The sequence below is a fragment of the Streptococcus halichoeri genome, assembly GCF_009870755.1.
Lineage (GTDB): Bacteria > Bacillota > Bacilli > Lactobacillales > Streptococcaceae > Streptococcus > Streptococcus halichoeri.
This window is the reverse complement of the sequence record NZ_WLZU01000031.1, coordinates 1-18,433: the sequence shown is the minus strand read 5'-3', so window position 1 is coordinate 18,433 and position 18,433 is coordinate 1. Positions and strand designations below refer to the sequence as shown.

Here is an 18,433-nt window from a genome sequence, read left to right as displayed (position 1 = left end):
ATATTCAAAAGTTAGGGAAAAACTGCATACACAACACGATTTACAACTTAAAAAAGCTTCAATAACGTTGATTTGACAGCGTTTATAGAGATTTTTTTATTTTTTAACTGATAAACTCGGGATTATAGCATTCCTCCTCCACAAAATAAACCTGAGGGCTCTGGCTAAGGGTGCTTTAGAAAATCGCTTTGCTTGTGACTTTTTTTGACAGCCTTAAAGGTCACTATCAGCCCACTGTTACTAACTCTTTTAGTTAACAAATAGCCGGCTTTTTGATAGACTAAGGCTATGGCAATTATCAAAACAGTAAATACTATCGCTAGTGAAAACACTTATTACATAAGCAATGAACAAGCTCTGCTTCTTGTTGATCCAGGTAGCAATGGCGCTGATATTATTAAGCAGATTCGACGCTTCCAGCAACCATTAGTGGCTATCTTATTGACCCACACCCATTATGACCATATCATGAGTTTGGATTTGGTGCGCGAAACCTTTAACTTTCCACCTGTCTATGTCGCTAAAAAGGAAGCTGACTGGCTCTTAAGTCCTAAGGATAATTTATCTGGTCTTATACGACATGCTAAACTACCGGATATTGCGACCCGACCTGCTGAAGAACATTTTCAATTTAAGAAGCCTTATCACTTACATGGCTTTACCTTTACGGTGGTAGAGACGCCTGGTCACTCCATTGGTGGGGTTTCCATCATCTTCCCCCAGGACCAAATCGTTCTGACCGGGGATGCCCTGTTTCGAGAAAGTATCGGGCGCACCGATTTGCCAACTGGCAATTATGCGCAGCTACTGCAATCCATCAAAGAAGAGCTACTAACTCTACCCAATCATTATCAGGTCTATCCAGGCCACGGCGCACCAACTACTATTGCTCATGAGAAAATGGCTAATGCCTTTTTACACTAAGCACAGGCTGGTTACCATTCGTCCTGCGCTGACTCCGCTAAACGTTACATAATGCTTTTACCAGTCTGCACCCTTCACTGATGAGGAAAACTCAGTCTTTCTTTTGAAAGGCATGGACACCACATTCGTGGCCTGGCCTTGATGTGCTGATTTTCCCAGGTTACCTATCAACCAACCAGTCTTTAACAAGTAAGGCTGGTTTTTCTATGGCAGATAGAAGTGATGCTGTGCTATTTACCCGAAAAAAAAGAAGTTGGAGCAAAAGCCAACTTCCGGTCTTTGATTAAAATTTAAGGTAACGCCGCATTGACAGCACCGAGCCCATTGAGCCAATGAGGATGCCAACCACAAAGAGGGCGGCAATCAGCTGATAAGCAAAATTATGGAAAGGGTACATGGAAAGTCCATTGACTTGAAGAGCCGGCATAAACTGACGGTAAGCATATTGATAGAGGTAAAATACTATGAGCGAAGGTAGGATGGCTCCTAAAAAGCCGACCCAAGCTCCTTCAAAGAAGAAGGGGCCACGAATGTAGGAATTTTTTGCCCCAACCAGCCGCATAATCTCAATGTCACGTTGACGAGACATAATGGTGATGCGAATGGTATTAGAGATGAGAAAAATCGCAATAAGCAATAAGACAAAAGTCCCAGCCAAGCCCCAGGTTTTAATAAAGTTAGAAAACTTGAACAGCTTATCTGAATTTATCCCCCCGTAATCAACCTCATCAACACCGCTCAAGGTCTTGATTTTGCGGCTCAAGCTTTTGACTTGAGAAGGTTTGTCAGTCTCTACGACATAAATATCTTGTAAGGGGTTGGTATCTTTGTCATACAATTTCCAGACGTCACCCATGGTGTCTTGGAGTTTTTTGAGTTGTTCATCTTTGCTAGAAAACTTAATGTGTCTGACACCTGTTAAACCAGCAATTTGGTCATAAACCTTATGATAGTTCTTGTTGGCTATTTCCTTGCCAGAAGCATCTTTGACAACCTTGGCAGCATCTGTTGAGTCAACTTGGAGATAAGTATTAATTTGGATATTATTTTCAACACCTGAGGCCACTCGTTGGATGTTTAATAGCGTCGCTGCAAAAATGCCAACTAAGGTTAAAGTAATCGTAATTGAGCTAACAGCCGCTAAGGTCATCCAGAAATTACGTTTGAGGCTTTTAATGGATTCCCATATATGACGGAAAAAATATCTAATCATCGTATCCGTACTCTCCTTCCTCTTCATCACGAATAATTCGACCATCTTCAATTGCGATTACGCGGTGACGAAGTGTATTGACGATATGGCTATTATGAGTGGCCATCAAAATTGTTGTTCCTTGAAGATTAATGCGTTCTAAGGTCTGCATAACTTCCCAAGATATTTCTGGGTCCAAGTTACCCGTTGGCTCATCTGCTATTAACAATTTGGGATTGTTCACAATTGCCCGCGCAATAGCAACCCGCTGTTGTTCCCCACCAGAAAGTTGGCTCGGAAAGGACCGCATCTTGTGCTTTAAACCAACCAACTCTAGCACCTCTGGTACCCTTTTTTTGATGTTGCGTCGTTTTTCACCGATAACTTCCATGGCATAGGCGACATTTTCATAAACCGTTTTTTTGGGCAAGAGTTTATAATCTTGGAAAACAACACCAATATGGCGACGTAGTAAAGGAACTTTCTTGCCTTTTAGCCTAGTCAAATCAAACTCCCCGACATAGAGAGAGCCACTGCTTACTTTTTCTTCTCGGTACAGAAGCTTAATAAAGGTCGACTTACCTGCTCCAGAGGGACCAACTAGGTAGACAAATTCCCCTTGATGAACCGAGACGTCAATATGTCTTAAGGCTGTGGTTGAGCGATGGTATTTCTTAGAAACACCCTTCATTTCAATTAATGCCATTTTACTCTTCTTTCTTTATTTACTAGTTACACTTAGTCGTCTGACATTCGCCATTTCAAGTAAGCATCAATAAAGCCATCAAGCTCACCATCCATGACCTTATCAACTTGGGCCACTTCATAATTGGTGCGGTGATCTTTGACCATGGTATATGGCGTAAACACATAGGAACGAATCTGACTGCCCCAAGTGATTTCTTTTTTATCACCTTTTAGCGCGCTGACCTCAGCTGCTTTTTTTTCTTGTTCCATTTGGTAAAGCTTTGATTGCAACATTTTCATCGCTCGATCACGGTTTCCATATTGTGTACGGTCAACCGTAGAGGCAACGACAATACCTGTTGGAATATGAGTGAGGCGGACCCCTGTTGAAACCTTATTGACATTTTGTCCACCAGCACCGCCTGAACGAAAGGTATCCATTTTAATATCATCTTCACGAATGTCAATCTCAATGGTATCATCCAGTTCTGGCATGACCTCTACTGAGGTAAAGGAGGTGTGCCGCCGCTTAGCAGAATCAAAAGGGGAAATACGTACCAAGCGATGGACGCCCATTTCGGATTTTAAAAGTCCATACGCATTGGGGCCTTGAAAGGACAGGGTAACTGACTTAATACCAGCCTCATCACCTGCTTGGTAATCAAGCGTTTCAACCTTGAAACCTTTGGCATTTCCAAAACGCACATACATCCGAAACAGCATGTCGGCCCAATCTTGCGCCTCGGTGCCGCCAGAGCCTGGATGAATCTCCAATATGGCATTATTGTGATCGTAGGGCTCGGACAAGAGCAGGGTCATTTCGTAGTGGGTCAAAATCTTGGCCAACTCTGCTAGGCTAGCTTGCAACTCGTCTTTGACAGACTCATCTTCATCTAGCATTTCCAGATACAATTCGGTCTCCTCAGAGCGTTCTTGCATGTTATGATAGGTGTCAAATTTCAGTTTTAGGGCATTTAATTCTTGTGATGTTTTTTGCGCCGTAGTGCTGTCATTCCAAAAATCTGGCTCTGTCATTTTGTTTTCCAACAAAGCGATGTCTTCTTCTAGACGATCTAAGTCAAAGAGACCTCCTAAAGCCGGCTAGCTTTTCTTTATTTTCTGCAATTTGTTGACGCATTTCTGCAACTTCCATGGTCTACCTCGTTTTATTCCATAATCTTACTTATTTTATCACATGGTCTTTTGATTTGCTATTTTTTCTAGGATGAGCCTTCCTTCTTGTTCTTTTATTTGCGTGAAAAATTGCTGGCGCAGCAAGAGTAACGGGGCAAGAGCCCTTCATGTCAAGCCAGCAGCAAACCCACCAAAGAACCACATTACTATGATAATGGAAAACTATAAAGACTGCAAGACTAAGCTGTTACGAAATGTAACAGAAATTAAAGCCTGATAACAGCCACAATTTCGCCTAGAAAATTAAAAGTTGTAATCATTAAAATTGGTCGTAATGATGATAAAGATAAGATAATTCCTCAATCTGAGCTTGAAGCTCTTTCCCATTATCTGTTTCTTTAACAAGAGTGCGATTAGGTACTTCTTCGATTAGTCGTTTAATAAATATAATATCACCCTGGCCTGCTAAAACAGCATCTACAGAAATAAAGGGCTTATGGGCCACGATTTCAAGACCATAGCTGTTAGAAATTAGAGTATAACCGGCAATCCCCGTTTTTTGCTGATAACCCTTGGCTAAGCCTCCATCAATGATGAGCATCTTACCTTCTGCATGGATAGGTTTTTCTCCTTTTTTCTCTTTGACAGGGGTGTGCCCATTAACAATATGAGCCGTTTCATTTAAGCCAAACTGCCTCAGAATGTGAAGGCAGACTGACTTTTGAGATCGTAACTGATAGTAAGCATTCTTGATTTCTTTATGACTAACTTTATCTTGAATATAGTAGCGTTCAAAGGTAGTCATACGATTTTTACCAAACAAAGATGAGCCCGGACCACACCAAAGATACCAAAATAAGTCAGTATTAAAATCAGTATGCTGGTGAGGTTGGTCGTACGCTGCTCGTACACGACGCTCAAAGAAATCCAGCAAAGCTTTGCCAGACAAGGCTTGACCTGCCAAATGAACGGTTTTAAAAGCACCATTTTCTTCCATGGGAATACAGCCATGATAAAGCAAATGATTATTGCTCACATGATAAATAGCCCCCTTATCCATTAAAAAGGCAATGTGCTCTTTAAGACGCAAAGAAGATTGAAAACAAAGTAACAAGTGCTCAAGCAGCAACTGCTCATTTTTGGTTAACTGTGCTGGGGTGGTCCAATCCAACTGATCAAAGGGAAAAGCTGTTAAAGAATATACCTTGCCTTCAATGGTAACCGTCTGCTTTTGGCGATCAATCTGATCAAATAACAAGGCAGCATCCATCTCAAATTCTGGCCGCCTAGCTACCAATTGGTGTTCTAATTTAAATTGCAAGAAAGCAGCTGCTTGTTGCAACTTATTTAGCATCACACGTTTTTCTTCGGTAATGGCGACACCATCTAAAATGGGATCAAAAACTGGCTCAGCAGTGAAGTGCTGTTGACTATAGTCAATCAAACCACGTAAATTAATTCCATAACGGTCTTCAAGCAAGGCCAGGCTATTGTAACGCGCAGCAATGCGAATCACATTAATCATACAAATATAAGAACCAGACATAGCCCCAATCCAGGTAATATCATGATTTCCCCATTGAATATCGATTTTCGAAAACTCTTGCAAGCGATCGATAATCAAATCTGGAAAAGCTCCTCGATCATAAATATCACCAACCACATGCAAATGATCAATAGACAAGGTCTGGATTAAGGTAACAAAGGCACTAAACAAAGCTGGAAGCTGGCCTAATTCACACACCTTAGCGATAATCGCTTGATAATAGCCCTGTTTGTTGATGTCTGGATTTTCTTCGTTTAGCAATTCCTCCATAATATAGGCATAGTCAGCCGGTAATTGCTTGCGCACTTTCGAACGTGTGTACTTGCTACCAGCATATTTGGCCATGCGAATCACATAAGGCAGATAGTCCGTTAGCTCAGCTTGCCAATTACTTGTCTCTTGCTTGCGCAGAGCGATTTTTTCTTCAGGATAATAGATATACTGACACAGTGTATCAAGCTGTGCTTGTGAAAGCTGCAAAAAGCATTCCATCACCTTTTTACGAATCGAACCCGAACCGCTACGCATAAGGTAATCAAAAGCTTGATATTCCCCATGAAGATCACTTAAGAAAAACTCGGTCCCCTTTGGTAGATGGCAAATGGCCTCTAGATTAATCATTTCCGTCATCACAGCAGACTTGCTGGGAAATTTTTCCTTTAATAATTGGTAATAATTCAACATAAGTCGTCCCAGTTCCCTTTCATCAGCAATTGGCAGGCCGTATCCATCCTGCTACTTTTCATTGTAGTGTTTCTAAAGTCAAATGACCAGTAAAAACAAGAAAACGGATACAATACTACAAAATCTCCTTGCTACCATGCTTGATGGCTATGCAAAATTGCCTCGTATGCTATAATAAATTATTGAAAAAGTTGATTATCAGCATGACTATTTAAAGGAGAACTTATGATTATTCAACGTGCGACACGCTGGTCGGCCTTTGGCCAGAAATTGGTTATCCTGATCGATCAGGATCAAAAAGCTATTCTAGCTAACCATGACAGTATTACTCTCCCTAAAAGCCAAAAAGAAAAGCAAACCTTGTCCATTAAGCATAGTTTTCACTCCACCATTACCGCTTCAGCTAAGGATCAGCTCACCATTGTTGACAATCCCTATCATTTGCTGCCTTTTTTGACTGGTATCATTTTGATCGTCATTGCTCATCTGACCTTAAGCTTTGACTCTGCCCTGCTCGTTTGGTTATCAATTGTTGGCTTAGTCCTCATTGTTAGCTCATTTTTTATTCCCAAAACCCGCTGGCAAAAGCAAACATCAGCTTAATTTTCTATAAGCCAGGCTTAACACTATCCGTAGCTCAGGCACTCCGTCCCTGATGTTTTGACCAGATTCCTTATACAAGTGCAGCTGGCTAATATCAACTAATCGAGTTAATAATGAGCTTAAAAAAATGAGGTTGGCACGCGCCCAACCTCATTTTTTTAGAATGATTTAAATAGCATTTTTATCACGACCAATTGCTCGCAAAATAGCTTTAACCAACTCAACAAGTACCACCATCAGCAAACTACCAATGATAACAATACCCCATTGGGTGAGGCTAAGATGTGACACATGGAAGAATTTATTAAAACCAGGCACAACTACTGTCACCATCAACATGAAGAAGGCTACAGGAATGGAAATGTTAAAGAGTCGGTTTTTAAAGAGGCCAACTGTGAAAATGGATTGATAAACCGATTTAACATTATAGGCATGCACTAACTGGATAAGTGCTAGTGTGACATAGGCCATGGTTAAAGCATCCGCATGAATCTCTCTGTGACTAGCATGCTCAGGAAACATTAAGGCAAAGCCATAGACACCTAGAACAAGGAGGGTTTGGAAAAGCCCTTGATAGATAATGGCTTCTTTAACCCCGCCATCAAAGAAGTTAGACTTACGACCACGCGGCTGATGTTTCATCACACCAGGTTCAGCCGGTTCTACTCCTAAAGCAATAGCTGGCAGCGTATCTGTTACCAGATTAATCCAAAGTAAGTGCACTGGTTGCAGCACATCCCAACCAAATAAAGTCGCTAAGAAAATCGTCAAAACTTCAGCCATATTTGCTGATAGCAAGTACTGAATCGTTTTTTGAATGTTAGAGAAGACCTTACGTCCCTCTTCTACTGCAACAATGATGGTGGCAAAGTTATCATCGGCAAGGACCATATCAGAAGCCCCTTTTGAAACTTCTGTACCGGTAATCCCCATGCCAATACCAATATCAGCAGTCTTTAATGATGGTGCATCATTAACCCCATCACCTGTCATCGCAACAACCTTGCCAGCCTTTTGCCAAGCTTTGACGATACGCACCTTATGCTCAGGCGAAACACGCGCATAGACAGAATATTGCGTGAAGACCTTTTGAAATTCCTCATCTGTTAGTTCATTTAGTTCAGCGCCAGTAAAGACATGATCAACACCATCGTCTTCAATAATTCCTAAGCGCTTCGCAATGGCTTGCGCAGTATCTTGATGGTCGCCCGTAATCATAATAGGGCGAATGCCAGCTTCTTTAGCCACCTTGACGGCTTGCGCTGCTTCAGGGCGTTCTGGGTCAATCATCCCAATTAGCCCAGCAAAAATTAGCTCCGCTTCAACCACATCCGATTCGAGAGTTGGCACCTGGCTTTCGTATTTGTAGGCCATCATCAAGACCCGAAGCGCTTGCCTAGCCAAGTCTTTATTGGTTGCTAAGATCGTCTCTTTATCTTTTGCAGTAATAGCACGCACCTGGCCATTTTCCTCAATCTGGGTAATGCGCTCCAAGAGCTGATCAGGGGCACCTTTAACCGCTACAAAATACCGATCATCTGCTTGCTTGTGAATCGTTGACATCAGCTTACGGTCCGAATCAAAAGGAAGCTCTGCCACACGGGGTTCCTTGCTCAGCCAATCTCGCACATCAAAATCATGATCTAAACCAAATTGAACGAGAGCCGTCTCTGTTGGATCTCCGATCAATTTGCCGGTTTGGTCAATTTTTGTATCATTAGCAAAGGTCATAATCCTTAAAGTAGGACTATCTTCTGCTATAGCTTGCGCTGCATCCTGTAATTGACCGTTGGCATAGACCTTCTCAACAGTCATTTGGTTCATCGTCAACGTCCCCGTCTTATCAGATGCAATAATTTCTGTTGATCCCAAGGTCTCTACGGCAGGGAGTTTGCGGATGATAGCATTACGTTTGGCTAGGACTTGCGTTCCCAAAGACAAGACAACTGTCACAATAGCTGGTAAGCCTTCTGGAATAGCCGCAACTGCTAAGGCAACTGAGGTCATCAGCCCTTCTAGCGGTGACTCCCCACGCAAGAATACACCAACAGCAAAAGTAATAGCCGCAATCACCAAAATGGCATAGGTTAAAATTTTAGAAAGGTTATCGAGATTTTGTTTGAGTGGTGTTGCCGTTTCATCAGCGTTTGCTAGCATTCCTGCAATATGCCCAACTTCTGTGTACATCCCCGTGTTGGTCACCACTCCAAGACCACGACCATAAGTCACGTTGGAATTTTGATAGGCCATATTAACACGATCGCCAATCCCTGCATCAGCAGCAACTTGCACCTGCAAGTCCTTCTCTACAGGAACAGACTCACCCGTTAAGGCTGCTTCTTCAATCTTTAATGAATTCGCCTCTAACAAACGTAAATCAGCCGGAACCACATCACCAGCTTCTAATAACACAATATCTCCTGGTACCAATTCCTTGGAATCAAGTTCAACCACGTGATTATTGCGGCGAACACGAGCCAGCGGACTTGACATGGATTTCAAGGCTTCAATCGCCGCTTCTGCTTGGCCTTCTTGATAAACACCAAAAGCTGCATTGAGAATAACTACCGCCAAAATAATGATGGCATCTGTTAACCCCTTGGAACCTTCTGTGACCACTGAAAGCAAGGCGGCCGCAACCAAGATAATAATCATCAAATCTTTAAATTGATCCAAAAACTTCATCAAAAGGCTTCTTTTTTCGCCTTCTTCTAGTTCATTGCGTCCATATTCTTCAAGCCGTGTCTTGGCTTGCTCTGTGGTTAAGCCATCCGTGCTTGATTCTAATTGGGAAAGGACAGTTTCTTTAGTCAGCGTGTAATACGCTTCGTGCTTTTGTTCTTTCGACAAATTGTTTTCCTCCTTTGGTTTTTTTAGACCTAGACAGAAATAAGATATAAAAAAACCTGTTTAATGTACTAAACAAGTCTCGCTGTTTCAGATTGCACCGGAAAAGTTAAACTTCCGTATTGACGACACAATCACGGTAAACCGTTGGCTACTCCCTTGAATGAACTCTATTATAATGGATTTGACCTAAAAAAACAAGTCATAGCCCTGCTAACTTCAAGGTTTGCTAACACCCTACATGGGACAATCGCTAAGCAACTAAGCGCACATATCACACCGGAAAACACCCTCTTTTATTTGCTTATCTAGACAACCCTTCTTGGTATCACAGTCCACAGGCACTTCTATGAGCAGTAGACCGACAAAAACCTGCATAAGTCAGTAAACGTTTAGTCATCCACAAGCAAAAGTTGTAAATGATAACTCGCAAATAGGGTATCACTAGCTGCTTGCTTGAGGTCATAGCAAATAGACAAGCAGTTAGTCTCAGCTAACCACTGATAAGTGTGAGTAACCGTCTCAAATGTTTGTAAACCTAAAGGCGTTGCGATAGTATAGGGCCAGGTCTGATTTTTCCCAAATCGCATAACAGTCTTAGGACTAGTGTAACGCGTCATAATCATCTCAGAGGCGTTGCATTTTATCAAGACAGTCTCATCTTCGGCATTTTTATACGTCACATACCAATAAGCACCCTTTTGGGTGAGCTGACAAGGATAGGCCTCAACGATTTCTTCAGTTTCTTGACCTATTTGGATGCGATTGCGCAGTTGTAATTTCATCTCTTCCCACTTCTAAGCTTTTTTGTATCTGGCTTATTTTACCAATTTCCTGCTTTTTTAGCAATTTTTCCTCAGAAATTTTGGTATAATGATCATATGAATGAAAAAGTTTTTCGTGATCCCGTCCACAATTATATCCATGTTAATCACCAGCTCATCTATGACTTGATTAACACTAAAGAATTTCAGCGTCTACGACGCATTAAACAAGTGCCTACAACAGCTTTTACATTTCACGGTGCCGAACATAGCCGATTTTCACACTGCCTTGGTGTCTATGAAATTGCCCGCCGCGTTACTGAAATATTTGAGGAAAAATACCCCAAACTCTGGGATCCAGCAGAAACGTTAGTAACAATGACAGCTGGCCTGCTCCATGACATTGGGCACGGAGCGTATTCTCATACTTTTGAAAAATTATTTGACACTGACCACGAAGTCATGACCCAGGAAATCATCTGTAGTCCTGAAACAGAAATTAATGCTGTCTTAACACGGTTTGCCCCTGATTTTCCCAATAAAGTTGCCAGTGTCATCAATCATACTTATTCTAATAAACAGGTTATCCAACTCATCTCCAGTCAAATTGACTGTGATCGCATGGATTATCTCTTGCGGGACTCTTACTTCTCAGCAGCCAACTATGGCCAATTTGACCTGATGCGGATCTTACGCGTGATTCGTCCTGTGGAAAATGGCATCGCATTTGATCGTTCTGGCATGCACGCCGTTGAAGATTATATTGTCAGCCGCTTCCAAATGTACATGCAGGTCTATTTTCATCCAGCTAGTCGCGGTGTTGAGCTGATTTTACAGAACCTCTTAAAACGAGCTAAGTGTCTCTATCAAACCAATAGTAGCTATTTTGAAAAAACAGCGCCGCTTTTACTACCTTTTATGCAAAATGAATTTCAACTAGCTGACTATCTAGCCTTAGATGATGGTGTCCTAAATACCTATTTCCAGACTTGGATGACCAGCTCTGATGCCATTTTAGCCGACTTAGCTAGTCGCTTTATTAATCGTAAAATCTTAAAATCAATCACCTTTGATGAAGCAGATACCGCAGCTCTTGCCAAGTTACGCCAATTGGTTGAAGCCGTTGGTTTTGATCCTGACTATTATACTGGTATCCATGTTAATTTTGATTTACCTTACGATGTTTATCGCCCAGAAATAGCTAATCCACGGACCCAGATTGAAATGCTCCAAACAGATGGCCAACTAGCTGAGCTATCTCAGCTTTCACCTATCGTCCAATCTTTGACTGGAACCAATTATGGTGATCGCCGCTTTTATTTTCCCAAAGAAATGCTGCAAGCAGAAGATCTCTTTGCTGCAACCAAGCTAAAGTTTCAAGCCAATATAAAAAACGAGCACTTCCAGCCCCAATCAGAACTCTTCATTTAAAAATGAAGGGTTTTTTCTTCTTGGAAAAACGCTTACATCCCACAAAAAGGGTTTTATTCTCTGTCTTTCATGACAAATACCTCGATTTTTAGTAAGATAAGATGTGGATGCTTTTACCTCGTATTTTTTATGAGACAAGGAGAATATAATGTCAATCAAACTTGTTGCCGTTGATATTGACGGCACCTTAGTGACAGACAGTCGTTTAATCACAGACGATGTTTACCAAGCTGTTCAAGAAGCCAAAGCACAAGATGTCAAAATTGTCATTGCAACTGGCCGGCCAATCGCTGGTGTTAAGCAACTATTGACCGATTTAAATTTACAAAATACCGGCGATTATGTTATTACCTTTAACGGCGGATTGGTGCAAGAAACAGCTACCGGCAATGAAATTGTTTCAGAAAAGCTAGACTATCAAGACTATCTGACACTGGAATACCTCAGCCGCAAGATCGGCCTACACATGCACGCTATCACCAAAGAAGGCATTTATACTGCTAATCGTAATATTGGCCACTACACAGTTCACGAAGCAACCCTTGTTGGCATGCCCATTTTTTATCGCACCCCAGAAGAAATGGTTGATAAAGATATTGTCAAAATCATGATGATTGATGAACCAGAGGTCCTAGACAAGGGCATCAGTCAAATTCCTGAGGAATTGTACGACCACTATAACATTGTCAAGTCTACTCCCTTTTACCTAGAATTTATGAAAAAATCAGTTAGTAAAGGGGCGGCCATTAGGCACCTGGCTGCAAAACTAGGCATTGCAATGGAAGATACCATGGCCATTGGTGATGCCGAAAATGACCGCGCCATGTTAGAAGTTGTTGGCAATCCTGTGGTCATGGAAAATGGCGTCCCAGAATTAAAGCAAATTGCCAAATATATTACCAAGTCAAATAACGACAGTGGCGTGGCTTACGCTATCCGTCAATGGGTGTTAAAATAATATGTATACTTATAAAATTGGAATATCAGCCCAAGAACATGATGCTTTTGTGGCCTCCCACCCACAAAGTAATCTTCTCCAAAGTTCCAACTGGGCTATCATCAAGGACAATTGGAGCAACCAACGGATTGGTTTTTACGAAAATGACCACTTAGTGGCCACCGCTTCGCTTTTAATCAAGTCCCTACCTGCTGGCTTTACCATGATTTACATTCCAAGAGGGCCAATCATGGATTACACCAGCTATGAGTTGGTGGCTTTTGTCATCTCCACTTTAAAAGCTTACGGCCGCAAGCAGCATGCCCTATTTATCAAATGTGATCCTCTTTTGCACTTAAAACAATACCCAGCTGGAACACCTGAGGAAAACCAAGAAGAAAATGAATTGAACCTTTCTATCGTCACATTTCTGACCAAAATTGGTGTGGAATGGAGTGGGCCGACCAAAGATTTAACCCAAACAATCCAACCCCGTGTTCAGGCTAACTTGTATGCGCAAGCTTTTTCTCTTGATAACCTACCAAAGAAAACAAAACAAGCGATCCGCTCCGCCAAAAACAAGGGTGTTGAGGTGATTTATGGTGGGGAAGAATTACTTGAAGATTTTGCTGCGCTGATGGCCAAAACGCAAGAGCGCAAAAGCATTCATCTGCGAGGCATTGATTACTATCGGAAATTATTAGCGACTTACCCTAATCAGTCCTACATCACCATGGCCCAGCTCAATTTACCACAGCGCTTAGCCGTGCTCGAGGCGCAAATTAGCAAATTGGAACAAACCAAAGCTACCTTTACAGAAAATACACGTGTCACAAAAGTCAAGGATGTCAATCGCCAGCTAGAACGCTTAAATCATGAAGTTGATTTTATTAACTCAGCCCGCAAAGACGGCAAAAGTGTCGTTCCTTTAGCTGCTACCTTGTCACTGATCTTTGGCGACACCTCAGAGAATCTCTATGCAGGGATGGATGATAGCTACCGCCAATATCAAGCCCCCTTGCTAACCTGGTATAAAACTGCCAAGGAAGCTTTTCGACGGGGCTGCGCTTGGCAAAATATGGGTGGTGTTGAAAACAACCTAGACGGTGGTCTTTATCAGTTCAAAGCACGCTTAAATCCAATGATTGAAGAATTCGCTGGTGAGTTTACGATTCCTGTTAGTCCGCTTCATAAGCCGGCCATGCTGGCCTACTCTATTAGAAAACAAATGAGGAGTAAACATTCATGACATTAGTACATTTAAGTGACGACCAATTTGAAGCACATGCTAATGCTGTCTCAGAACGCTACTTCGAACAATCCGATGGCATGGCTAAGCTCCTGCGCAAAAGAGGCTATGAGGTCGAACTCCTAGGCTACAAAGATCCAGCAGGGCAATTACAAGTCTCTAGTCTCATCTACAGCACCCCTGTTGCAGGCGGCCTTCATGCCGAGATTCATTTTGGACCCATTTTTAATGACATTAGCTTTCTCAAGCCCTTTCTTTTAGAATTAAAAGGCTACATGACTCGTAAAAAAGTTATGGAAGTGGAAATTAAACCCTATCAAGCTTATCAATACTTTGATGATCATGGTAAACCTACCTCCCAACCCCATCTAGAGATTCAGCAGATTTTTGAAGAGGCAGGTTACCACTATCAAGGCTTAACTAATGGTATGGAAATCGGTGATTGGCACTATCTCAAGTCACTTGAAGGCTTGACAGAAAAAGATCTCTTGAAATCCTTCAGCAAAAAAGGCAAACCCTTGGTCAAAAAAGCCAAGAGTTTTGGGACTAAAATTCGACACTTGCAGCGCGAAGAATTAGCGATCCTTAAGGAAATCACCACTGCTACTTCTAATCGCAGGGACTATAATGATAAACCACTAGAATATTATCAATACCTTTATGATAGCTTTGGTGATCAGGCCCAGTTTCTTGTAGCTACGCTCAATTTTAAAGACTATTACCAAAATCTCGAACGTGACCAGGCTAAGCTCAAGCAAAAACTGACCAAACTAGAGGCCGCCCTACAAGACAACCCTACCTCAGAAAAGAAAAACAACCAATATAAGGAATTTTCTAGTCAATACCAAACCTTCGAAACGCGTAAGGCCGAGGCCCAAACCTTCATTGACAAGTATCAGGATCAAGACGTTGTGCTTTGCGGAGCCGTTTTCTTATTTACCAAGCAAGAAGCGGTTTATTTCTTTAGTGGGTCCTACCCTGAATTTAATAAATTTTATGCTCCGGCTGTCTTACAAGAGCATATCATGCTTGAAGCCATTCGTCGTGGTATCCCCACCTATAATTTATTGGGAATTGCCGGTGATTTTGACGGTAGTGATGGCGTTTTAGGCTTTAAGCAAAACTTTAATGGCTATATTACTCGTCATTATGGCAAATTTACCTTTTATCCCAACCCCTTTAAATACAAACTGATTAAGGGCCTCAAAAAACTCTTAAGACGAACCTAGCATCAAAACGCTCCCAAACCCAGAGCAACTGATGGCAAAAGGACCAGAAACCTAGGTAAAACTAAGTGTTGCTGGTCCTTTTTAATTGCTCGCAAACTAGAAAGACTAAAACATTGTAACCATCGCTTTTTGCCTGAAGAAAGTCTAGACAAAAACTTGCTCATCTGATGAAGAATCTCATGAAAAGAAGAACTGACCACCTGCAGTGAGCAGCTAAACGTGGCATTTAGCATAAAAGCCGACCAGATGCATTCTCTCACAGGCTTAGTTTGGCATTTCCCCCCACCACTTCGCTGATAAGGGCCTGGGCCCACAAGCTTTCTTCGTTTAGACATTCTTTACTATTTAGCTCTACGAAATTGACTAAGCCATAAAAAAAACGAACCCCATCGTTTTTTATGTTGTGATATGCACCTCTTTTACTGGACTAATCCAGTGAAAGAGTGACATAGCAGTTGAACAGAATTCGATAGGGTTCGCCTTTTTAAGTTGTCTGTCCAATTGTTGTCCCAGACACTACTTATTTGTTATTTATTAAAGTCTAATAAAGCTAAGAAGCTTTCAGCATCAAGAGAGGCACCACCAACTAAAGCACCATCAACATCAGGGCAAGCCATGTATGATGCTACATTTTCTGGTTTTACAGAACCACCATATTGGACACGAACTTTGTCTGCAACTTCTTGACCAAAGTCTGCTGCCACAACATCACGTACTGCCTTACACATATTTTGAGCGTCATCTTGGGTAGCTGATTTGCCTGTGCCAATTGCCCAGATGGGTTCGTAAGCTAAAACAAGTGAAGCCACTTGCTCTGCTGATAAGCCTTTCAAAGCTGCTGATACTTGGCCGCCAACAAATTCAGCTGCCTTACCAGCTTCATAAGTTTCAAGGGATTCCCCACAACAAATAATTGGAGTCATACCATTGCGGAAGATAGCATGAGCTTTTTTGTTGATGTCTTCATCAGTTTCGTGGAAATAGTCACGACGTTCTGAGTGACCAATCACCACATAATCCACACCCATTTCGTTTAAGACTTTTGGACTTGTTTCCCCAGTGAAGGCACCGGCATCTTCAAAATAGCAGTTTTGCGCAGCTACTTTAAGGTCGCTATCTTTTGCAAACCATAGCAAAGCATTAAGGTCAACCGCTGGTGCTGCGATTGCTGCTTCTACTTGGCCATCAGTTGGTAATTTACCAGCTAAACCCTCAACAAAAGCTTGTGTTTCTTGAGGATTTTTATTCATTTTCCAGTTGCCGGCAATAATTGGTTTACGTGACATTTCACATACCTCTTCTCTTTTTAGTTACTCCTTTATTTTACCATATTTTACCTCTAATGAAAAGTTTCACGAGAAATGTAAAGGCTTTACTTAATGTCATAAAGGACCAAGCAGATATGTCTTTGCAAGGCTAGAATTTCTAGCAAAGCTCCCAAATATCAAGGTAGACTAGGCCTTAGCAACTAGAGCCTGACTGACTATGTGTGTCATCTATCTGAGACCTTCTTCTCCTAGCAGCTTAAGCTTGGGGCTGCTTAGTATTATTTGGACTTACTTTGTTGCCAGATGTTTTGTCCGGTAGACAAGGTGTATAAGCCTAAAAGCTGGTACCCTTCTTGATGGTCTTCGTTAGGCTTTGGAACAAGGATAGCTTTGCCTGCAGCATTGACCGTAACAATGTATTTTTTCATACCAACAACACCATCAGTGTCCGAATCAGTTACATATAGCGCCTCTAGTTCTCCGCAGGCATCAAATGCAGCTCCCCATATATTAATCACATGATTAGGACTCTCACCGAAGGACGCATGAGATAGCGCAAGCGCCTTCCCGCTTTCTAGTTCATTCTTAATGAGGTCACTAATTTGCGCTAGAGTTTGGTCTTTGAGCTCATGACTAGCAGTTAATAAATGAGCCTGATCCCCCCTGTTAAAAACATGTTCAAAAAAACCGCCCCGCGGGTCTCGCGTATCAGGGTTGGTACTACCTTTAGATACGTCAGTTGCTTTTGTATCGCCTAACTTCATGCGGTAGCCGTTTATAAACATATCCAGAACCTGAGTGGGCATTACCCCCAATTTTTGAGTGGAAAAATTATGGAAGGCTTTTTTCTTAAAATAAGTAAACAGCTCACTGTTGATGTGATCATTCTTTGTCGTAATCACCTTATTTAAATCCAACATCTCTTTTCCATGAAAGAATAGTTTACGTTTTTCTGGGTACTTATTTAAATAGCTGTTAATTTCAGTTTTATTTTGATCAAACCACCAATGGAGCATATTGCCCGCTGTAGCTGCTCCACATAACAAGGTAGCTCCTCCTCTATTGGTCGTTTTGCTAATGTCATACCAACCTTGATTAGGATGATAAGGGGCATGTAAGCCATCTTTAGTGTAGATAAATTGCTCAGGGGCCAGAGGCGTCACCCCTTTTGTCCATATTAGGGTTATATTTGTAGCTCTCAAACGATTATAGGTTACAGAAGGGCTTCGTTCAGAAGATTCTGCAAAAATAGTATTGAGGCGCACTGGAGCAACAAGGATAATAGTTGTAAGGATTCCAACTAATAGAGTTCGCCAGCTGTTTGAGTAACCCTTCTTGATCATAAAGAAAGCCCCCTTAACATTTACTGTATTTTATCATAAAATTACACTTTAACTATAATAAAATAATAATAAACTGACAATATTATTTTTTAAGCAGCTGCTTACTTTTAGACCAGGAGAGGACAGATCAGGACAAAACAAGACAAATCGTATCATCAAAAGCAGGCAGCCTACTTTACAGAAACTGTCACGAATATTGGGAAGAAAATGAATCTCTCTATCAGTCCAGGGCCACAATGATGAGCAGTTTTTACCCAGGAGGCACAGTCCAGCACAGAGCGTCTGTGTCGGCGTTGCCCTCAAACAAAGAGTAACAGAGGATGAGAAGGCAGCTAATAGCTTGGCACTTTGTCCCACATCCAAAGGTCAGCCAAAAGGCTAGCCTTGTACTCCACCTCAACATGAGATTTTTTGGCTAACTTTTGAGGTGTCTTTTTCTGAAGGCAAAAAAAGAAGTTCACAAGGAACTTCTCAGATTGAAGACAAAGCTCTAGGAATTGATTTTTCTAGGGCTTTTCTTTTTGCCAAGAGTTATAATAAAGATAAGAAGTTCTAGGAGGTCTCAGTATGTTCCACAAAGAAAATCCTAACTATA

At 41.7% G+C, this 18,433-nt stretch carries 14 protein-coding genes; 6 read left to right on the top strand and 8 right to left on the bottom strand.

The window, feature by feature from the left end; all coding sequences use genetic code 11:
- Positions 1-288 precede the first annotated feature (288 nt).
- Positions 289-924, top strand: a complete 636-nt coding sequence (locus GWD08_RS07595) for an MBL fold metallo-hydrolase (protein ID WP_159565052.1) — start codon at positions 289-291, stop codon at positions 922-924.
- Between the two features lie 283 nt (positions 925-1,207).
- On the opposite strand, the gene ftsX is transcribed toward GWD08_RS07595, so the two are convergent.
- The 4 genes from ftsX to GWD08_RS07575 form a co-directional block, all read right to left on the bottom strand.
- Positions 1,208-2,137: a permease-like cell division protein FtsX gene (gene ftsX, locus GWD08_RS07590; RefSeq protein ID WP_159549261.1), complete on the bottom strand. Its 930-nt coding sequence runs from the start codon at positions 2,135-2,137 to the stop codon at positions 1,208-1,210.
- Positions 2,130-2,822 carry a cell division ATP-binding protein FtsE gene (gene ftsE / locus GWD08_RS07585; protein WP_159544310.1) on the bottom strand — a complete coding sequence of 231 codons (693 nt, stop codon included), beginning with the start codon at positions 2,820-2,822 and terminating at the stop codon, positions 2,130-2,132. Before ftsE ends, ftsX begins: the two co-directional genes overlap by 8 nt.
- Positions 2,823-2,854: 32 nt before the next feature.
- A protein-coding gene (gene prfB / locus GWD08_RS07580) for a peptide chain release factor 2 (protein WP_167547772.1) occupies positions 2,855-3,956 on the bottom strand; the annotation gives its coding sequence in 2 pieces (ribosomal slippage) (positions 2,855-3,883 and positions 3,885-3,956; 1,101 coding nt in all).
- A 300-nt stretch (positions 3,957-4,256) separates the two neighbouring features.
- Positions 4,257-6,167, bottom strand: coding sequence for a fructose-1,6-bisphosphatase (locus GWD08_RS07575; protein WP_159565050.1), 1,911 nt, complete (start codon positions 6,165-6,167; stop codon positions 4,257-4,259).
- A gap of 225 nt (positions 6,168-6,392) precedes the next feature.
- Between GWD08_RS07575 and GWD08_RS07570 the strand changes: the two genes are divergently transcribed.
- The gene (locus GWD08_RS07570) at positions 6,393-6,770 is read left to right on the top strand and encodes a hypothetical protein (RefSeq protein WP_159565048.1); all 378 of its coding nucleotides are present in this window, start codon (positions 6,393-6,395) and stop codon (positions 6,768-6,770) included.
- A 168-nt stretch (positions 6,771-6,938) separates the two neighbouring features.
- Here GWD08_RS07570 and GWD08_RS07565 read toward each other — a convergent pair whose 3' ends face one another.
- Entirely contained in the window at positions 6,939-9,620 is a 2,682-nt protein-coding gene (locus tag GWD08_RS07565) for a cation-translocating P-type ATPase (RefSeq protein ID WP_159565046.1), read from the bottom strand.
- Positions 9,621-10,009: 389 nt separating this feature from the next.
- Positions 10,010-10,402 carry a YwiB family protein gene (locus GWD08_RS07560; protein WP_159565044.1) on the bottom strand — a complete coding sequence of 131 codons (393 nt, stop codon included), beginning with the start codon at positions 10,400-10,402 and terminating at the stop codon, positions 10,010-10,012.
- A 96-nt stretch (positions 10,403-10,498) separates the two neighbouring features.
- Between GWD08_RS07560 and GWD08_RS07555 the strand changes: the two genes are divergently transcribed.
- The 4 genes from GWD08_RS07555 (at position 10,499) to GWD08_RS07540 (ending at position 15,227) form a co-directional block, all read left to right on the top strand.
- Positions 10,499-11,812, top strand: coding sequence for an HD domain-containing protein (locus GWD08_RS07555; protein WP_159549332.1), 1,314 nt, complete (start codon positions 10,499-10,501; stop codon positions 11,810-11,812).
- Between the two features lie 148 nt (positions 11,813-11,960).
- Complete coding sequence (yidA, locus tag GWD08_RS07550; RefSeq protein WP_159545279.1) at positions 11,961-12,770, top strand: sugar-phosphatase; 810 nt, start codon at positions 11,961-11,963, stop codon at positions 12,768-12,770.
- Between the two features lies 1 nt (position 12,771).
- Positions 12,772-13,998: an aminoacyltransferase gene (locus tag GWD08_RS07545; RefSeq protein ID WP_159565042.1), complete on the top strand. Its 1,227-nt coding sequence runs from the start codon at positions 12,772-12,774 to the stop codon at positions 13,996-13,998.
- Positions 13,995-15,227: an aminoacyltransferase gene (locus GWD08_RS07540; RefSeq protein ID WP_159565040.1), complete on the top strand. Its 1,233-nt coding sequence runs from the start codon at positions 13,995-13,997 to the stop codon at positions 15,225-15,227. The genes GWD08_RS07545 and GWD08_RS07540 overlap by 4 nt, the downstream gene beginning before the upstream one ends.
- 527 nt (positions 15,228-15,754) lie before the next feature.
- On the opposite strand, the gene tpiA is transcribed toward GWD08_RS07540, so the two are convergent.
- A complete protein-coding gene (gene tpiA / locus GWD08_RS07535) occupies positions 15,755-16,513 on the bottom strand; it encodes a triose-phosphate isomerase (protein ID WP_159549243.1) in 759 nt (252 codons plus the stop codon).
- Positions 16,514-16,773: 260 nt separating this feature from the next.
- Positions 16,774-17,838 carry an IdeS/Mac family cysteine endopeptidase gene (locus GWD08_RS07530; protein WP_159565038.1) on the bottom strand — a complete coding sequence of 355 codons (1,065 nt, stop codon included), beginning with the start codon at positions 17,836-17,838 and terminating at the stop codon, positions 16,774-16,776.
- Positions 17,839-18,433: the final 595 nt, after the last annotated feature.